The sequence below is a fragment of the Pseudomonas sp. HD6515 genome, from assembly GCF_024971855.1.
GTDB classification, from domain to species: Bacteria; Pseudomonadota; Gammaproteobacteria; order Pseudomonadales; family Pseudomonadaceae; genus Aquipseudomonas; species Aquipseudomonas alloputida.
Map to the genome: position 1 here is coordinate 2,238,520 of NZ_CP079827.1, position 17,625 is coordinate 2,256,144.

Sequence of the window (17,625 nt, forward strand, 5' to 3'; positions counted from 1 at the left end):
AGATCAACCATTTAATCCGCTTACCCATTTTGTGAAAGAGCAGCAGCTAATTCGTGCGGGGTCAATCCAGACTGTAGTTCTGAAAGCCTGCTGCCAGTGGCTTCGATCTTAGCGGTGACATACTGTAATCGCTTTACCAGCTTTGGGAGGAGGTTATGCGATCGAAGTTGTGCTGCTTCTGGTATGTCGCGCTCAAGCTGAGCCTTTTCTGCCAGTCGTTTTGGTAGCTTTTTCGCCATTTTAACATCCCAGCCAGTTGCCTTGCTGCTGAAACGCCACCCCGAGTACTTTTGCAGTTCTGGATGGTCGTGAGCGGCTATTATCTCTGTCATCGTATAAGCAGGTTCGGGGCGACTGAACAGTTTCTTGATCCAATTCTGGCCTGAATGATCTAGCCTGTTTATTGGGTCGGCAGAGCAATAGGCGTAGGCGTTTATGCCTCCTTTGCTAAAAGGGCTTAGGCTGTCGGGCGAGAGGAACCTCATCAAATTCGGGTTATAAGTACGCTTGCCGTTTCCCAGTAGGTAGCAGCCTGTCCATAGGTCGCGAGGTGCTCCCGTGAAACCCAGTACGTAAATATTCCCTGGCTTAGCTGAGGCTCCATAGCAGGTATATTGGAAGGAAATAACCTTGCTTTGCATTTAGATATTTCCGTTGATGAGAGGCGTCATATATTTACAATTCCTTGCGCCCCCCCTCAACTGGCATAAATGATAGTACGGCTGATGGGCCTCATGATCGGGTACAAAGGTTCAGGCCTGCCCGAACCAGTGTTGCCACGCTAGGCGCACGGTCAACGCCAGCACCACGGTGATGAACACTGGGCGGATGAACTTGCTGCCGCCGCTGATCGCCGTGCGTGCGCCGAAAAAGGCGCCGACCATGACCGACAGGCCCATGCACAGGCCGACGATGTAGTCCACCTGCCCGGAAATGATGAACACCGTCAGCGCCGCGATGTTGCTGACGAAGTTCATGCTGCGCGCCACGCCGCTGGCGCGTACCAGGTCGATGGGGTACAGCAGCAGGGTACTGACCGTCCAGAACGCCCCGGTACCCGGGCCGGCTACGCCGTCGTAGAAGCCCAGGGTGAAGCCTTGCGGCACTTGCCACTTTTTCTTGATCGGTGCATCGGCATCCAGCGGCGCCTTGGGCGTGCCGCCGAACAACAGGTAGATGCCACAGGCGAAGACGATCACTGGCAGCATCTTGTTCAGCCATTCGGCTGGCATGTAATGGGCGATGACGGCGCCGAGCAACGCCCCGGTCAAGGTGGCGAACAACGCCGGGCGCCACTGCGCCGGGTGGAACAGTTTGCGTTTGTAGTAAGTGAAACCTGCAGTGGCCGAGCCGAAGGTGGAACTGAGCTTGTTGGTGCCCAGTACCAGGTGCGGTGGCATGCCGGCAGTGAGCAGGGCCGGGGTGGTGAGCAGGCCCCCGCCACCGGCGATGGCGTCGATGAAACCGGCGACGAAAGCGACCAGCGCCAGGATGAGTAGGGTTAGGGGTTCTACGGTGAGTTCGAAGGGCATGGGTTTTTGGCAGGCGGGGAGGCAAGGAGGCGGCAAAGTGCTGCACTAGAAGGGACACATGGTAATCCTGGGGAAGGTGTGTTGCCAGTGCCGGCCCTTTCGCGGGCAAGCCCGCGTAATCCCGTAGGAGCGGGTTTACCCGCGAAAGGGCCGGTACTGGCGAAAACATCAACTACGGATAAACGCCAGCAAATCCGCATTGATCACATCGGCATGGGTGGTGGGCATGCCATGCGGGTAGCCTTTGTAGGTTTTCAGCGTGCCATTGGGCAGCAGCCTGGCCGACAGTACCCCGGAATTTTCGTATGGCACGATCTGGTCATCGTCGCCGTGCATCACCAGCACCGGCTGCTGGATGCCCTTCAGGTCCTCGGTGAAATCGGTCTGGGAAAACGCCACGATGCCATCGTAATGGGCCTTTGCACTGCCGATCATGCCTTGGCGCCACCAGTTGCCGATGATGCCTTCGCTGGCTTCGACCCCTGGGCGGTTGTAGCCGTAGAACGGCCCTGTTGGCACATCCCGGTAGAACTGCGCCCGGTTGCTGGCAACCTGGGCCTGGAAACCGTCGAATACCGACTTGGGCAGGCCACCGGGGTTGTCGGGGGTTTGTACCATCAAGGGGGGGACGGCCGCGATCAGTACGGCCTTGGCCACCTTGTCTTCAGGGTGCCGGGCCATGTAGCGCACCACTTCGCCGCCGCCGGTCGAGTGGCCGACATGCACGGCGCCCTGGGTGCCCAGGTGGGCGACCACGGCGGCTACGTCGTCGGCATAGTGGTCCATGTCGTGGCCGTCCCATACCTGGCTGGAGCGGCCATGGCCCCGCCGGTCGTGGGCGACCACGCGGTAACCCTGGGCGAGGAAGAACAGCATCTGCGCGTCCCAGTCATCGGCACTGAGCGGCCAGCCGTGGTGGAAGTGGATCACCGGTGCATCGCGCGGGCCCCAGTCCTTGTAGAAAATCTGTACGCCGTCCTTCGTGGTTACATAGCTCATGGTCGTGTCTCCTGGGTGCAGGAAGCGAAGGGAGCTATTGAGAATAGGAGGGTTTTTGGCGGGTATCAGGAAGTTGTGGTGCCTGTGCGGGCCTCTTCGCGGGTGAAAGGGACCTCACAGTGTAGGAGCGGGTTCACCCGCGAAGAGGCCCGCACAGGCAATACTGATGCCCTTCAGACGCGGTCGCGCATGCGGTACCAGGCCTTTGCCGCCGCTTCCAATGGCGCAGCCAGCAGGTCGCCACCGGGGAAGCGGCCGTTGTCGATGCCTTGGTACAGCGCCAACAGGTCTTCATCGCCGAGAATGGCATCGCTGACCGCACGCGCCGCCGCCAGGGTCGGCAGTACACCATGACCGGAGAAGCCCTGCAGCCAGTAGCGCTGGCCCTCGCGACCGACGTCCGGGGTGCGCTTGATGCTGCAATCGATATGGCCGCCCCAGGCATAGTCGATGGCCACCCCGGCCAGTTGCGGGAACACCCGCTCCAGGTACGGGCGGGTGGCGCTGGCGACGTCCTTGGGAATGCCGCCCAGGTAGGTGCAGCCGCCACCGAACAGCAGGCGGTGGTCTGGGGTGAGGCGGAAGTAGTCGGGTACGAACTGGTTGTCGATCACGCAACTGTTGCGAGGTAGTAACGAATGGGCCAAGTCGGCATCCAGAGGCGCAGTGGCGACCTGGTAGGAACCGACTGGCAACAGGCGACGCGACAGGCTGCGGTCAAGGCGGTCGATGTAGGCGTTGCAGGCCAGCACCAATACCTGGCAGCGAACTTCGCCACGGTCGGTACGGGCGACATAGCCGTCGCGAGCCTGCTGGTAGCTGAGCACCTGGCTCTGTTCGTAGATTTGCCCGCCGGCAGCCTCGATGGTACTGGCCAGGCCCTGTGCCAGTTTCAGCGGGTTGAGGTGGGCACCTTTGGCGTCGTACAGCGCGGCCTGGTAGCGCGGGCTGTCGATCCATTGCGGCAACTCGTCACGGCCGATCAGGCGCAGGGCGTCGTAACCCCATTTATGCTCGGCATCATGCAGGGCCTCTTCGAGCATTTTTACCCGGCGCGGCAATACCGCAGTCCACAGGCTGCCCGGCCGGTAGTCGATGTCGAAGCCGTGGCGCTGGGGCAGTTCGCGCATCTCGTCGGCGGCCCAGCACATGCTGGCCCATAGCCGTTGGGTGCGTTCGATGCCAAGGGCCTGCTCCAGCGGCGGCATGTCGCACGACCAGCCCAGCAGCGCCTGGCCACCGTTGCGTCCGGAGGCCGCCCAGGCAACCCGGCTGGCTTCCAGCAGCGTTACGCGTTTGCCGGCCTGGGTCAGGCGCAGGGCAGTGTGCAGGCCGCTGAAACCGGCGCCGATGATCAGCACATCGGTGTCCTGAGTGCCTTGCAGGGTAGGGCGTAATGGGATGTTGGCGGGGTAGGTCTGGGCGTAGTAACTGGCGACGTGCTGGGCGGATTGTTTGAACATGCGGGATTTCCGTGAAAATTATTATGTTTATTTTCATGAAAAGTTAGCAGTTAAATTTCACGTTGCCAATGTGTTGGTCGGGGTTTGTGGTTTGCCTGTGGTTAATGTGTTGCCTGGGCTGGCCTCTTCGCGGGTGAACCCGCTCCTACAGGGGGGCTCGCTTTTTCCGCGCCTGACGTGGCTTGCTCGGAGTTGCCTTGTTTCCGGCCGCTTTGCTTTTGCCACCTCCACCGCGACGTTTCTTCTTCCAGGGCGGGGCCGCCCCGGCCGCTGGCCCGCTGATGGTCATGCGCATGCCGCTGCAACGCTCTACCAGCTTGCCCATCCACGCCGACTGCCGGGCGACGAACTCGTCCAGGGTCATCTCGCCGCTTTGCACCATGTCCAGCGCCTGCTCCCAGATCGCCGTGGTGCCGGGGTCGGCAATCGCGCGGGGAACGGCGTCGATCAGGCTGAAGGCCGCAGGTGTGGCCGACAGCGCCTTGCCGTTCTTTACCAGGTAACCGCGGTCGAGCAGACCCTGGATAATGCTGGCGCGGGTGGCCTCGGTGCCGATGCCGGTGGTTTCCTTGAGTTTCTGCTTCAGCCGAGGGTCATCCACCAGCTTGGCCACGTTTTTCATCGCCTTGATCAGGTCGCCTTCGGTAAACGGTTTGGGTGGCTGGGTCCACAGGTCTTTCAGTTGCAGGCTGTGTACGTTGCAGTCCTGGCCTTCGCGAAGCGCCGGCAGCACCTGGGCCGGTGGTGCCTCGCGGCCTTTGGCCGGGGTGAGCGCCTCGGGCAAGGCGCGGCGCCAGCCCGGCTCGACGATCTGCTTGCCCACAGCACGCAGCGCATGACCGGCGCAGTCGAAGTCGGCCTGGGTGCGGTCGTACTCATGGTTGGGCAGGAACTGCGCCAGATAGCGGGCGCGGATCAGGGTATACACGGCCTTGTGCTTGGCCGGCAGGCGCGAGGGGTCGCTGGCGGCGGCGGTGGGGATGATGCCATGGTGAGCGCTGACTTTGGCGTCGTTCCACGCCCGCGAGCGGCGTTGCGGCTCCAGGTAGGGCTGCAGCGGTGCCAGGCTGGCATCGGCCCGTTGCAGGGCGGCGAGGATGGCGGGTGCCTCGGCGTGCTGGCTTTGTGGCAAATAGCCGCAATCACTGCGCGGGTAGGTGATCAACTTGTGTGTTTCGTACAGTGCCTGGGCAATGTCGAGGGTTTCCTGGGCGCCGAGGCCGAACTTTTTCGAGCACAGCTCCTGCAGGGTGCCAAGGTCGAAGGGCAGCGGTGCTGCTTCGCGCACACGCTCGGTCGCTACCTTTACCGCTCGGGCAGTGCCGGCATGGCCGATGTCGGTGGCGGCCCGCTGTGCCAGGTCTTGCTTCAGGCAGCGGCCTTGGTCATCACAGGCGTCTTCGGGGGCACGCCATTGGGCATTGAAGCGTTGGCCGGCGTGTTCCAGCTGGACGTCGATGGCCCAGAACGGCACCGGTACGAAGTTGGCGATGCTGCGGTCGCGGTCGACCACCAGGCGCAAGGTCGGCGTTTGCACGCGGCCTACTGGCAGCACACCCTGGTAGCCGGATTGGCGGCCCAGCAAGGTGAACAGCCGGCTCATGTTCATGCCGATCAGCCAGTCGGCGCGCGAGCGGCCCAGCGCCGAGTGGTACAGATTGAACGTCTCGTGGCCTGGCAGCAGGCGCGCCAGGGCCTTGCGGATGGAGGCGTCATCCAGCGCCGACAGCCACAGGCGCTGCACCGGGCCTCGGTAGCGGCAGTGCTCGACCAGCTCGCGGGCAATCATTTCGCCTTCGCGGTCGGCGTCGGTGGCAATCACCAGCTCCCGCGCTTCACCGAGCAGGCGTTTGACTGCCTTGAACTGGCTGGCGGTCTTGGGCTTTACCAGCATCTTCCACTTGTCTGGAATGATCGGCAGGTCGGCCAGGTTCCAGCGCTTGTAACGTTCGTCGTAGCTGTCGGGCGGGGCGGTTTCCAGCAGGTGGCCAATGCACCAGGTGACGCAGATATCGGTGCCTTGCCAGCAGCCGTCGCCTTTGCGGTTGGCGCCGAGCACTTTGGCAATGTCTTTTGCCTGGGAGGGTTTTTCACAGAGGAACAGGCGCATGGCCGGGACGCTTCATCGGGGTGGTGGGCCATAGGATGCGCAAGCGGGGGCGCAGAGGCAAGTTTTATCTGGATGGATGTACAGGTTTTTTGTCAGCGGGGATGTATATCGCCTGAGCCGGCCTCTTCGCGGGTAAACCCGCTCTCATCAAACAAAATGCAACCCATTGTTTTCTAAACACTCAAGCGGCCACCAGTTGATACCCCAGTTTCCGGGCTTTGCGAAGCAAAGCCCGGACCTGCCGGTCTTGGCTTCTGGTTTCAAACTCCTCAAGACCTTGTTCAACATAAGCCTGCTTCTTGGTTAACAGGTTGTACACCAGACGTGCCAACTGATGCGCAGTGGCCTTGATGGCGCAGCTGGTATCCATTCGAGTCAGTCTGGCTCGGTGTGATGCACCAATGAAACCCTTGTCGTTACGGGCATTGGATGCGGCCTGCTTGAGTGCTTGAGCTGCTCGATTGACTATTTTGGGCCCGCCACCTGCCAGTCGATGACCGCCGGAAATTCGGGTAGGGGGAGCCAGTCCCAACCAAGAGCAGAAGTGCTGTGAGGACGGGAAGCGTGATAGATCTGTACCGATCTCCCCTGCCAGCACTAATGCAGTGTCCACCCCAATGGTTGGAATTGCGGTTAGGTCCACGCCAAGAACTTTCCACAATGTCTGATGCAATTCAGTCTGTTGGACACCGTTTCGGTGTGGGCTCCGTAAAGGCTTATTGGATGGCTCTGGCTTGTTTTGCAGCACCGGCAACTGCTCTAACGCGGCTTTTATGGCGTCGTCACAATCAGCAATTTGCTGCTCCAGGAAGTCATAGGCAGCCAATTCCTGAGTTAGCGCATGCAAATGCTCGCGCCGCCAATTGCCATGAAGACTCCGAGCGACAGCCTCCTTGCCTGCCTTGATGCGGCGGTCGGTCAGTTCAGCCAGTTGCACTGGGTCCCGTTCACCTGCGCAGATGGCTCGCAAAATCTTCATGCCAGTTACACCGGAAATATCACTGATGACATTGGCCAGCTGGATGTTCATTTGGCTCATGGCCTTTTGCATACGGTTCAGCGTCTGCGCCTGGTCTTTCACTTTGGAAGCACGCTGCCTGACCAATGACCGGACGCAGCAGGTCAGATCATCGGGGCGGAATGCGCCTCTGAGCAGTCCATGAGTCATCAGCTGCCAAATCCACTGGCAATCCAACACATCTGATTTACGGCCCGTGATTTGCCGAGTTGCTCTGGCATTGACGAGATAAACCTCAAAACCGCGCTCGCTGAGAATCTCGTAAATTGGAATCCAATAAACCCCCGTGGATTCCATGGCAACGACCTTGATCCCCAGGCTTTCAAGCCAGTTAGCCATCTTGAGTAGGTCGTCAGTAAAGGACGTGAACGACTGGACGGGATTTTCGTGCCGGGGATCGACCGCCACGAAATGTTCTCGACCACCGACATCGATCGCCGCGCAATCGGGATGGACGACGGTAAAGCGTTGCTTGGAAGGCTTGCGCGCCATGATGAATCCTCGCAGGATAAAGGGCGCGCGGGGCACACGGTGGCGAAAGGGTTCACTCTCTCATACGTGGTCACAGCTGAATCAGCTGATGCCTACAGGGACTTCACGCCGATACCGTGCGGATCACTCTCCTACGCGGGTGTGCGGACACACACCAGTGCTGGCTACGATCTCTGTCCCGCGCACACGAACCCTAACAAAGCAAAAGGCGGCTGGCCCTACCGGGCCAACCGCCTTTTCTTTTTCAAAATGTCAGCGTCGCTGCGGAACTGAAGCCGTACACCTCATGTTTGCTGCGCGACAGCGCAGCCCGGAAGGGCTGGGTGATCTCCTACAGGGACGCGTGGTGCTTGTAGGAGCGGGTTTACCCGCGAAGCGGCCGGCACAGGTGATGGATCAGGCGCGCGAGTCGCGCACCATGTCGACATGCGGGATGCCAGCTTCGAGGAATTCCTCGCTGACTACGCGAAAGCCCAGCCGCTCATAGAACGGCGTGGCGTGTACCTGGGCGCTGAGCATCTGCTGTTTCAGGTCGCGGTTCTGCGCTTCGACGATGACCGCATTGACCAACGCATCGCCCACCTTCAGGCCGCGCCAGTCCTTGAGCACCGAGATGCGCCCGATGGTGCCGTCGGCCAGCAGGCGCGCAGTACCGATCGGATAGTCGCCTTCCAGGGCCAGGAAGTGCAGGGCATCCTGGTCTTCAGAATCGAACTCCAGCTCTGGCGGAATGTGCTGCTCGGCGACGAACACGGCTTCACGGATACGGCGGATGTCGGCGTTGTCTTTGTGCCAATCGGCGAGGCGAACGCTGATCTTATTCATTGGCGAATCCCAGGCTCCCTTGTTTGACCAGCTGCTGTACCAGCATAAGGCCATCTTCGTCCTGCAGCCACTCGGCCAGGTTGTCGATGTGCAAGGCGTCGGCCGCACATACCAGCTTCAGCAGCTCTCGCAGTTTGCCGGGCAGTGGGCAACTACGGCCGCTGGCGAACAGCAGCAGGTCGTCTTCGAATTCCGACCAGGCCAGGCGTGCGCTGGGGTTGCGGATCAGGATGGCGCCCTGCTCAAGGGCGTCGATCAGCTCTTCCTCGCTCAGCTCTTCGCCAACGATCTGCTCGGGGTAGCGCGGCTCGGTCATGAACTGGCCGAACCAGGTCAGCAGCAGGTCCTTGTCGCCCATGTGCTTGTCGAGCAGCGCCTTGAGGCGGTCGAGGGCATCGTGCTGGATCTGGTGCGGGTCGCTGACCGGCTGGGCGTCGGCGTCGCTGTAGCGCTCTTCGTCGGGCAGGAACTGGCCGAGGAAGTCGGTGAAGTGGGTCAGCACTTCGGCAGCGCTCGGTGCGCGGAAGCCGACCGAGTAGGTCAGGCAGTCATCCACGGCCACACCGTAGTGGGCCAGGCGCGGTGGCAGGTAGAGCATGTCGCCGGGCTCCAGGGTCCACTCGCCGCTCTGCTCGAACTCGGCCAGGATACGCAAGTCGGCGTGCTCCAGCAGCGGGCTGTCACTGCTGCACATCTGGCCGATCTTCCAGTTGCGCTGGCCGTGGCCTTGCAGCAGGAACACATCGTAGTTGTCGAAGTGCGGGCCGACGCTGCCACCCGGGGCGGCGAAGCTGATCATCACGTCATCGATACGCCAGCTGGGCAGGAAGCGGAAGTTTTCCAGCAGTTCGGCCACTTCCGGAACGAACTGGTCAACGGCCTGTACCAGCAGGGTCCAGTCTTTTTCCGGCAGTTCGGCGAAGGTGTCTTCGCTGAACGGGCCGCGGCGCAGTTCCCACGGGTGCGCGCCGTGCTCCAGCACGATACGCGACTCGACCTCGTCTTCCAGGGCCAGGCCGGCGAGCTCGTCGGGGTCGATCGGGCTGATGAAGTCCGGGAAGGCCTGGCGTACCAGCAGCGGCTTCTTCTGCCAGTAGTCGCGCATGAATTCGCGGGCCGAGATGCCGCCGAGCAGCTGCAGTGGAGTATCAGGATTCATGTTCAACCTATTGAAAAAACGTAATTTTCGTACGGGAATAAAAACGCCCGGCCAGGCCGGGCGTTGTACGCGACGCTCAGCTTAGATGCGTTTGGCCTGGGCCGCCGCGTTACCGATGTAGGTAGCGGGGGTCAGCTGCTTGAGCTCGGCCTTGGCTTCGGCTGGCATGTCCAGGCCGTCGATGAAGGTCAGCAGCGCTTCTGGGGTGATGCCCTTGCCACGGGTCAGCTCTTTGAGCTTCTCGTAGGGGTTTTCGATGTTGAAGCGGCGCATCACGGTCTGGATCGGCTCGGCCAGCACTTCCCAGCAGGCGTCCAGGTCGGCGGCGATGCGAGCTTCGTTGACTTCCAGCTTGCCGATGCCTTTCAGGCTTGCCTCGAAGGCGATCACGCTGTGGGCAAAGCCCACGCCCAGGTTGCGCAGCACGGTGGAGTCGGTCAGGTCACGCTGCCAGCGCGAGATCGGCAGCTTGCTGGCCAGGTGCTGGAACAGCGCGTTGGCGATACCCAGGTTGCCTTCGGAGTTTTCGAAGTCGATCGGGTTGACCTTGTGCGGCATGGTCGACGAACCGATTTCGCCGGCAACGGTCTTCTGCTTGAAGTAACCCAGGGAAATGTAGCCCCACACATCACGGTCGAAGTCGATCAGGATGGTGTTGAAGCGGGCGATGGCGTCGAACAGCTCGGCGATGTAGTCGTGCGGCTCGATCTGGGTGGTGTACGGGTTGAACTGCAGGCCCAGTTCGTCTTCGATGAAGGCGCGGGCGTTCTCTTCCCAGTCGATCTGCGAGTAGGCCGACAGGTGGGCGTTGTAGTTGCCCACGGCGCCGTTGATCTTGCCCAGCAGCGGCACGGCGGCAACCTGGGCGATCTGGCGCTCCAGGCGGTACACGACGTTGGCCAGTTCTTTACCCAGCGTGGTCGGCGAAGCCGGCTGACCATGGGTACGCGACAGCATTGGCACTTCGGCGTGGGCGTGGGCCAGGGCGCGGATGGCGTCGGCGACCTGGCGCATCAGCGGCAACAGCACTTCGTCACGGCCAGCGCGCAGCATCAGGGCGTGGGACAGGTTGTTGATGTCCTCGCTGGTGCAGGCGAAGTGGATGAACTCGCTGACCTTGGCCAGCTCAGGCAGCTTGGCGGCCTGCTCCTTGAGGAGGTATTCAATGGCCTTGACGTCGTGGTTGGTGGTGCGCTCGATTTCCTTGACGCGCTCGGCGTGCTCCAGCTTGAAATCGTTGGCCAGGCTGTCCAGCAGGGCGTTGGCTTCGGCGGAGAACGCCGGCACTTCGCCGATTTGCGGGTGGGCGGCCAGGCGCTGCAGCCAGCGCACTTCGACCAGGGCGCGGAAACGGATCAGGCCGAATTCGCTGAAAATGGGGCGCAAGGCCTGGGTTTTGCCGGCATAACGGCCGTCTACAGGGGAAACCGCAGTGAGCGAAGAAAGCTGCATGGGGTGTTCTCGGACAGTCAGGCTTTTGGAAGGGCGCATATCATACATGAAAATTGCGCCTGGGTCGGGTGGCTGACCAAAGGTCGGCCCAATTTGGATCTGGTGGCAGCCCCTGTGGGAGCAGGCGTGCCCGCGAACACCGGCGTAGCCGGTGCCATACACCGCGTCGCCTGCTTCGCGGGCACGCCCGCTCCCACAAAGGGCAGCCCAGCCCGTCAGGTGGGGCTGCGCATCATGTCGTACAGTTCGTTCAGCAACTTGCGCCGGCTAAACACCAGCTGCCAGCGGTGCCCGCCCAGCTGCCGCCACAGTCGCGCGGCGCGGATGCCGGCCAGCAGCAAGGCGCGGATCTTCGAGGCGTTGTTGGGCTGCTGCAGGAAGCGCATGTCGCCGTGCACCTGAATGCGCTGGCGCAAGGTGCTCAGGGTGTCTTGATACAAGGCTCCACTGGAAGCGATGACGTTTTCGTGAACCAGGCCGAAATGCTCGGCCTGCGACTGGATTTGCGGCAGTCGGTTGCCGATGGTGTCCAGCAGGTCACCACGCTTGTTCAGCTGGCGTTCCAGGCCCAGCATCGACAGGGCGTAGCGCAGTGGCTCGCGCTGCAGGCTGTTGGGGTCGCGCTCGAGGGCGCCGATCAGCGCTCGGTAGCCGTCGCGCAGGTTCAGGTCGTCACCGCCGAACACCTCCAGGGTGTCCTTGGGGTCACGTACCAGCAGGCTGCCCAGCATGCAGCCGATATTGGCTTCACTGGCCTGGCCGGTGCGGGCGATGCGGTCGACAAGCACGGCGGCCTGGAACACACCGCCCAATGCGATCAGCTGCTCCTGCAGGTTGCTCATGCGCGCGGGCTCCACGGCTCGGCAGCCTCGATCACGCCACCGCCCAGGCACACTTCGCCGTCATAGAACACCACTGACTGGCCCGGCGTTACGGCGCGCTGAGGCTCGTCGAACACGGCGCGGTAGCCGCTGGCGGTGCGTTCCAGGGTGCATCGCTGGTCGCTCTGGCGGTAGCGCACCTTGGCAGTCAGCTGGCGTGGGCTGCCGAGGTCGACCGGGTTGACCCAGAAAATGTCCGAGGCCAGCAGGGCGCGGGAGAACAGCCATGGGTGCTCGTTGCCCTGGCCGACCACCAGCACGTTGCGGGCCAGGTCCTTGTGCAGCACGTACCACGGCTCGTCACTGGCATCTTTCAGGCCGCCAATGCCCAGGCCCTGGCGCTGGCCGATGGTGTGGTACATCAGGCCACGGTGGCGGCCGATCACTTCACCTTCGGTGGTTTCAATGTCGCCCGGCTGGGCCGGCAGGTACTGCTTGAGGAAGTCGCTGAAGCGGCGCTCGCCAATGAAGCAGATGCCGGTGGAATCTTTCTTCTTGGCGGTGGCCAGGCCGTGCTTTTCGGCGATGGCGCGTACTTCGGGCTTTTCCAGTTCGCCGACCGGGAACAGCGTGCGGGCGATTTCCTGGCCGCCGACGGCGTGCAGGAAGTAGCTCTGGTCCTTGTTCGGGTCCAGGCCCTTTAGCAGTTCGGTGAGCGCGCCAGTGTCGCGGCGGCGCACATAGTGGCCGGTGGCGATCAGGTCGGCACCCAGCGACAGGGCGTAGTCGAGGAACGCCTTGAACTTGATTTCGCGGTTGCAGAGGATGTCGGGGTTGGGGGTGCGGCCAGCCTTGTATTCCTCAAGGAAGTGCTCGAACACGTTGTCCCAGTATTCGGCGGCGAAGTTGGCGGTGTGCAGCTTGATGCCGATACGGTCGCACACGGCCTGGGCGTCGGCCAGGTCTTCACGGGCGGTGCAGTATTCGGTGCCGTCGTCCTCTTCCCAGTTCTTCATGAACAGCCCTTCCACCTGGTAGCCCTGCTCGATGAGCAGAAGGGCTGAGACGGAAGAGTCCACGCCGCCGGACATGCCGACGATGACGCGGGTCTTGGCGGGGTCTTTAAGTGCTGGGCTGGTCATGGGTACCGGTGTGTATCAAGGGGGAAAAACGCCGATTCTATCAAAACCGTGGCGCCGCGTCAGTCGCGTAGCAGGTCGAGGCTGTGCAGCGGGCCTTTGAGGTAGTCATCCAGGCAGCGCGGCACCAGCTCGCTGCGCCAGCGAGTGGGGTCGGCCAGCAGTTCGTCGCGGGTCAGCCACACGGCGCGGACGATGTCGCTGTCCAGTGCCAGGTCGGCGTGATGGCGCACGGGTCGGGCGGCGAAGCAGATGCGCTGGTAGGTCACGCCGTTGCTGGGGGCGGTGTACAGGTAGATGCCGACCACGCCGGTCAGCTCGACTTCCCAGGCGGTTTCCTCCAGGGTTTCGCGCAGGGCGGCCTGGGGCAGGGTCTCGTTGGGCTCGAGGTGGCCGGCCGGCTGGTTGAAGACGTGCTGGTTGGCTTTGAATTCCTCGACGAAGAGGAACTTGCCTTCGTGCTCGACGATGGTCGCTACGGTGATGTGGGGTTGCCAGGTCATGAGCATCTCCTCAACGGTCTGCAGGGCCCTGTAGAAGCGGGTTAACCCGCGAATGGGTCAGTGCTTTCACCACCGTATTCGCGGGTAAACCCGCTCCTACAGGGACCGCGCTTGTTTTCCAGAAAGCACAAACCCCGGTGCGTGGCCGGGGTTTGTGCTGTTACTTCAAGCGAACCTTACAGGGCAGCGATGGCGCTGTTCAGGGTCTGGCTTGGGCGCATCACCTTGGCGGTCAGCTCGGCATCCGGGGCGTAGTAGCCGCCGATGTCGGCTGGCTTGCCCTGAACGGCGTTGAGCTCGGCGACGATGGTCGCTTCGTTCTCGGCCAGGGTTTTTGCCAGTGGTGCGAAGCGTGCCTGCAGGGCAGCGTCGTCCGTCTGAGCGGCCAGGGCCTCGGCCCAGTACAGGGTCAGGTAGAAGTGGCTGCCGCGGTTGTCGATACCGCCGACTTTGCGCGACGGCGACTTGTTGGTGTCGAGGAACTTGCCGGTAGCCTGGTCCAGGGTGTTGGCCAGAACCTTGGCGCGCGGGTTGTCGTAGGTGTTGCCCAGGTGCTCCAGGGAAGCGGCCAGGGCCAGGAATTCACCCAGCGAGTCCCAACGCAGGAAGTTCTCTTCAACCAGCTGCTGCACGTGCTTCGGAGCCGAACCGCCGGCGCCGGTTTCGAACAGGCCACCGCCGCTCATCAGCGGTACGATCGACAGCATCTTGGCGCTGGTGCCCAGCTCCATGATCGGGAACAGGTCGGTCAGGTAGTCACGCAGCACGTTGCCGGTCACCGAGATGGTGTCCTTGCCTTCGCGGATGCGGGCCAGGGAGAACTTGATGGCGTCGACCGGTGCCAGGATGCGGATGTCCAGGCCGGTGGTGTCGTGATCTTTCAGGTACTTCTGCACCTTCTCGATCATGACGCCGTCGTGGGCGCGAGCCGGGTCCAGCCAGAACACCGCCGGGGTGTTGCTCAGGCGGGCACGGTTGACGGCCAGCTTGACCCAGTCCTGGATCGGCGCGTCTTTGGTCTGGCACATACGGAAGATGTCACCGGCTTCGACGTTCTGCTCCAGCACCACGTTGCCCTTGCCATCGACTACACGAACCACGCCGTCAGCCTTGACCTGGAAGGTCTTGTCGTGGGAGCCATACTCTTCGGCCTTTTGCGCCATCAGGCCAACGTTCGGCACGCTGCCCATGGTGGTCGGGTCGAAGGCACCGTTGACCTTGCAGTCTTCGATGGTGGCCTGGTAGATGCCGGCGTAGCAGCGGTCCGGGATCACGGCCTTGGCGTCTTGCAGTTCGCCTGCGGTGTTCCACATCTTGCCCGAGTCACGGATCATGGCCGGCATCGAGGCGTCGACGATCACGTCGCTCGGCACGTGCAGGTTGGTGATGCCTTTGTCGGAGTTGACCATGGCCAGGGCCGGGCGCTCGGCGTACAGGGCCTGGATGTCGGCTTCGATCTCGGCCTGCTTGTCAGCTGGCAGGTCCTTGATGCGGGCGTACAGGTCGCCGATACCGTTGTTGGCGTTGAAGCCTACTTCGGCCAGGGCAGCGGCGTGCTTGGTCAGCACGTCGTTGTAGAACTCTTCGACGATGACGCCGAACATGATCGGGTCGGAGACCTTCATCATGGTGGCTTTCAGGTGCACCGACAGCAGCACGCCGGCGGCCTTGGCATCGGCGATCTGCTCGGCGATGAAGGCTTTCAGGGCCTTGCGGCTCAGGGTGGCGCAGTCGATGACTTCAGCGGCTTTGACGGCGGTTTTTTCTTTCAGCACGGTGGTGCTGCCGTCTTTGGCGACCAGCTCGATGCGCAGGCTGTCGTCAGCTTCGATCAGCGCGGCCTTTTCGCTGCCGTAGAAGTCGCCTTGAGTCATGTGGGCAACGTGCGACTTGGAGTCGGCGGCCCAGGCGCCCATCTTGTGTGGGTGCTTGCGGGCGTAGTTCTTGACCGACAGCGGCGCGCGGCGGTCGGAGTTGCCTTCGCGCAGCACCGGGTTCACGGCGGAACCCTTGATGCGGTCGTAGCGGGCACGGGATTCTTTTTCTTCCGCGGTGGCCGGCTCGTCGGCGTAGTCAGGGATGTTGAAGCCCTTGCCTTGCAGTTCCTTGATCGCGGCTTTGAGCTGCGGTACCGAGGCGCTGATGTTCGGCAGCTTGATGATGTTGGCTTCAGGGGTGGTAGCCAGCTGGCCCAGTTCCGCCAGGTGATCGCCTACTTGCTTCTCTGCGCCCAGTTGCTCCGGGAAGGCGGCAAGGATACGGCCAGCCAGGGAGATGTCGCGAGTTTCGACAGCGATGTCAGCCGAAGCGGTGAACGCTTCGATGATCGGCAGCAGCGAGTAAGTGGCGAGGGCGGGGGCTTCGTCGGTGAAGGTATAGATGATCTTGGAACGGGTGGGCATGCGGGTTAACTCTCTGTGTGCTGAGCGTGCTCGAGTCTCGTGGTGCGCAGGGTAGGCGCATCGCCCTGGCAGCGCCATGAGCGGAAAGTCGAGAGGCTGCGAGCGGTGATGGTGGATGCATCAGTCGAGCGTCAAGTGCTGAGCTGCGGTAACAACCCAGGCTTTATGGCCATTCATGGCCTAGGGCGGTCCGCATTTTCCTGGGATTCGCCCCGATGACCCTTCGGTCGCGGCGGAGTATACCAAACCATTCGGGCTAATCAGCAAGGCCAAGTGATATCGGCCCATTTATAAGACCAAAGACTAAGCGGCAATGCGGCGGGTTGTCGCATGCCTTGCAGGTCGGCAGATGTGGTTTAGGCTCAGTGGATCGCACGATGTCCAAACCACACCCGACAGCGGAGTAGTGCAAGCATGGGATACCAGAAAATCAAGGTTCCGACCGACGGCACCAAAATTACCGTCAATGCAGACCATTCGCTTAACGTGCCTGATCATCCGATCATTCCTTACATTGAAGGCGACGGGATCGGCGTCGATGTTTCGCCGGTAATGATCAAGGTGGTCGATGCCGCCGTGGAGAAGGCCTACGGCGGCAAGCGCAAGATCGCCTGGATGGAGGTATACGCTGGCGAGAAAGCCACCCAAAAGTATGACCAGGATACTTGGTTGCCGCAGGAAACCCTCGATGCCGTGCGTGATTACGTGGTGTCGATCAAGGGCCCGCTGACCACCCCGGTCGGTGGCGGCATCCGCTCGCTCAACGTGGCCCTGCGCCAACAACTGGACCTGTATGTATGCCTGCGGCCGGTGCTGTGGTTCCAGGGTGTACCGAGCCCGGTGAAAAAGCCGGGCGACGTCGACATGGTGATCTTCCGCGAGAACTCCGAAGACATCTATGCCGGCATCGAGTGGAAGGCCGGGTCGCCCGAGGCGAACAAGGTGATCAAGTTTCTCAAGGAGGAAATGGGGGTCACCAAGATCCGCTTCGACCAGGATTGCGGCATTGGCATCAAGCCGGTGTCTAAGGAGGGTACCAAGCGTCTGGTGCGCAAGGCCCTGCAATACGTGGTGGATAACGACCGCGAATCGCTGACCCTGGTGCACAAGGGCAACATCATGAAGTTCACCGAGGGCGCGTTCAAGGACTGGGGGTACGAGGTGGCGCGTGACGAGTTCGGCGCTGAACTGCTCGATGGTGGCCCATGGATGAAATTCAAGAACCCCAAGACCGGTCGCGAGGTCATCGTCAAGGACGCCATTGCCGACGCCATGCTGCAGCAGATCCTGCTACGCCCGGCCGAATACGACGTGATCGCCACCCTCAACCTCAACGGTGACTACCTGTCCGATGCCCTGGCGGCGGAGGTGGGCGGTATCGGCATTGCGCCGGGCGCCAACCTGTCCGACACCGTGGCCATGTTCGAGGCCACTCACGGCACGGCGCCCAAGTATGCCGGGCAGGACAAGGTCAACCCGGGCTCGGTGATCCTCTCGGCAGAGATGATGCTGCGCCACATGGGTTGGACCGAGGCCGCCGACCTGATCATCAAAGGCACCAATGGTGCCATTGCGGCCAAGACCGTGACCTACGATTTCGAGCGGTTGATGGAAGGCGCCAAGCTGGTAAGCAGCTCAGGCTTTGGCGATGAAATGATCAAACACATGTAAGGCAACAGAAAACCGGCCGTCTCCTTTAAAGAAATGGCC

At 61.9% G+C, this 17,625-nt stretch carries 14 protein-coding genes; 1 reads left to right on the top strand and 13 read right to left on the bottom strand.

Features of this window, described 5'->3' with window-relative positions; translation table 11 throughout:
* Positions 1-20: 20 nt before the first annotated feature.
* From KW568_RS10220 to KW568_RS10280, 13 genes are all read right to left on the bottom strand, one after another.
* Positions 21-641 (bottom strand): RHS repeat-associated core domain-containing protein, encoded by a 621-nt coding sequence (locus KW568_RS10220; protein ID WP_259538216.1) that lies wholly within the window; start codon positions 639-641, stop codon positions 21-23.
* A gap of 111 nt (positions 642-752) precedes the next feature.
* A complete protein-coding gene (locus KW568_RS10225; protein WP_003251244.1) occupies positions 753-1,532 on the bottom strand; it encodes a TSUP family transporter in 780 nt (259 codons plus the stop codon).
* 168 nt (positions 1,533-1,700) lie between these two features.
* The gene (locus KW568_RS10230) at positions 1,701-2,531 is read right to left on the bottom strand and encodes an alpha/beta fold hydrolase (RefSeq protein ID WP_004576974.1); all 831 of its coding nucleotides are present in this window, start codon (positions 2,529-2,531) and stop codon (positions 1,701-1,703) included.
* Positions 2,532-2,704: 173 nt separating this feature from the next.
* The gene (locus KW568_RS10235; protein WP_004576973.1) at positions 2,705-3,994 is read right to left on the bottom strand and encodes an FAD-binding oxidoreductase; all 1,290 of its coding nucleotides are present in this window, start codon (positions 3,992-3,994) and stop codon (positions 2,705-2,707) included.
* Positions 3,995-4,139: 145 nt separating this feature from the next.
* The gene (locus tag KW568_RS10240; protein WP_004576972.1) at positions 4,140-6,104 is read right to left on the bottom strand and encodes a DNA topoisomerase III; all 1,965 of its coding nucleotides are present in this window, start codon (positions 6,102-6,104) and stop codon (positions 4,140-4,142) included.
* A gap of 181 nt (positions 6,105-6,285) precedes the next feature.
* Entirely contained in the window at positions 6,286-7,614 is a 1,329-nt protein-coding gene (locus tag KW568_RS10245; RefSeq protein WP_004577239.1) for an IS110-like element ISPpu9 family transposase, read from the bottom strand.
* 396 nt (positions 7,615-8,010) lie between these two features.
* Positions 8,011-8,439, bottom strand: coding sequence for a GNAT family N-acetyltransferase (locus KW568_RS10250; RefSeq protein WP_003251237.1), 429 nt, complete (start codon positions 8,437-8,439; stop codon positions 8,011-8,013).
* Entirely contained in the window at positions 8,432-9,598 is a 1,167-nt protein-coding gene (locus KW568_RS10255) for a cupin domain-containing protein (protein ID WP_004576096.1), read from the bottom strand. Before KW568_RS10255 ends, KW568_RS10250 begins: the two co-directional genes overlap by 8 nt.
* Positions 9,599-9,679: 81 nt before the next feature.
* A complete protein-coding gene (gene purB, locus KW568_RS10260) occupies positions 9,680-11,050 on the bottom strand; it encodes an adenylosuccinate lyase (RefSeq protein ID WP_003251234.1) in 1,371 nt (456 codons plus the stop codon).
* A 215-nt stretch (positions 11,051-11,265) separates the two neighbouring features.
* The gene (gene hflD / locus KW568_RS10265; RefSeq protein ID WP_003251232.1) at positions 11,266-11,892 is read right to left on the bottom strand and encodes a high frequency lysogenization protein HflD; all 627 of its coding nucleotides are present in this window, start codon (positions 11,890-11,892) and stop codon (positions 11,266-11,268) included.
* Positions 11,889-13,013, bottom strand: coding sequence for a tRNA 2-thiouridine(34) synthase MnmA (mnmA, locus tag KW568_RS10270; protein ID WP_259538223.1), 1,125 nt, complete (start codon positions 13,011-13,013; stop codon positions 11,889-11,891). Before mnmA ends, hflD begins: the two co-directional genes overlap by 4 nt.
* A 59-nt stretch (positions 13,014-13,072) precedes the next feature.
* Positions 13,073-13,513: an NUDIX hydrolase gene (locus KW568_RS10275; RefSeq protein ID WP_003251227.1), complete on the bottom strand. Its 441-nt coding sequence runs from the start codon at positions 13,511-13,513 to the stop codon at positions 13,073-13,075.
* Between the two features lie 176 nt (positions 13,514-13,689).
* Entirely contained in the window at positions 13,690-15,915 is a 2,226-nt protein-coding gene (locus tag KW568_RS10280) for an NADP-dependent isocitrate dehydrogenase (RefSeq protein ID WP_003251225.1), read from the bottom strand.
* A 414-nt stretch (positions 15,916-16,329) separates the two neighbouring features.
* On the opposite strand from KW568_RS10280, the gene icd reads away from it, so the two are divergent.
* Positions 16,330-17,586: an NADP-dependent isocitrate dehydrogenase gene (gene icd / locus KW568_RS10285; RefSeq protein WP_003251224.1), complete on the top strand. Its 1,257-nt coding sequence runs from the start codon at positions 16,330-16,332 to the stop codon at positions 17,584-17,586.
* The last annotated feature ends 39 nt before the right edge of the window (positions 17,587-17,625 follow it).

What these genes read in the sequence shown, in the direction of transcription:
- KW568_RS10255 (WP_004576096.1), bottom strand. Translation starts at nt 9,598, where the DNA reads ATGAATCCTGATACTCCACTGCAGCTGCTCGGCGGCATCTCGGCCCGC.
- icd (WP_003251224.1), top strand. Translation starts at nt 16,330, where the DNA reads ATGGGATACCAGAAAATCAAGGTTCCGACCGACGGCACCAAAATTACC.
- KW568_RS10245 (WP_004577239.1), bottom strand. Translation starts at nt 7,614, where the DNA reads ATGGCGCGCAAGCCTTCCAAGCAACGCTTTACCGTCGTCCATCCCGAT.
- KW568_RS10250 (WP_003251237.1), bottom strand. Translation starts at nt 8,439, where the DNA reads ATGAATAAGATCAGCGTTCGCCTCGCCGATTGGCACAAAGACAACGCC.
- mnmA (WP_259538223.1), bottom strand. Translation starts at nt 13,013, where the DNA reads ATGACCAGCCCAGCACTTAAAGACCCCGCCAAGACCCGCGTCATCGTC.
- KW568_RS10235 (WP_004576973.1), bottom strand. Translation starts at nt 3,994, where the DNA reads ATGTTCAAACAATCCGCCCAGCACGTCGCCAGTTACTACGCCCAGACC.
- KW568_RS10240 (WP_004576972.1), bottom strand. Translation starts at nt 6,104, where the DNA reads ATGCGCCTGTTCCTCTGTGAAAAACCCTCCCAGGCAAAAGACATTGCC.
- KW568_RS10230 (WP_004576974.1), bottom strand. Translation starts at nt 2,531, where the DNA reads ATGAGCTATGTAACCACGAAGGACGGCGTACAGATTTTCTACAAGGAC.
- KW568_RS10220 (WP_259538216.1), bottom strand. Translation starts at nt 641, where the DNA reads ATGCAAAGCAAGGTTATTTCCTTCCAATATACCTGCTATGGAGCCTCA.
- KW568_RS10225 (WP_003251244.1), bottom strand. Translation starts at nt 1,532, where the DNA reads ATGCCCTTCGAACTCACCGTAGAACCCCTAACCCTACTCATCCTGGCG.
- KW568_RS10280 (WP_003251225.1), bottom strand. Translation starts at nt 15,915, where the DNA reads ATGCCCACCCGTTCCAAGATCATCTATACCTTCACCGACGAAGCCCCC.
- purB (WP_003251234.1), bottom strand. Translation starts at nt 11,050, where the DNA reads ATGCAGCTTTCTTCGCTCACTGCGGTTTCCCCTGTAGACGGCCGTTAT.
- KW568_RS10275 (WP_003251227.1), bottom strand. Translation starts at nt 13,513, where the DNA reads ATGACCTGGCAACCCCACATCACCGTAGCGACCATCGTCGAGCACGAA.
- hflD (WP_003251232.1), bottom strand. Translation starts at nt 11,892, where the DNA reads ATGAGCAACCTGCAGGAGCAGCTGATCGCATTGGGCGGTGTGTTCCAG.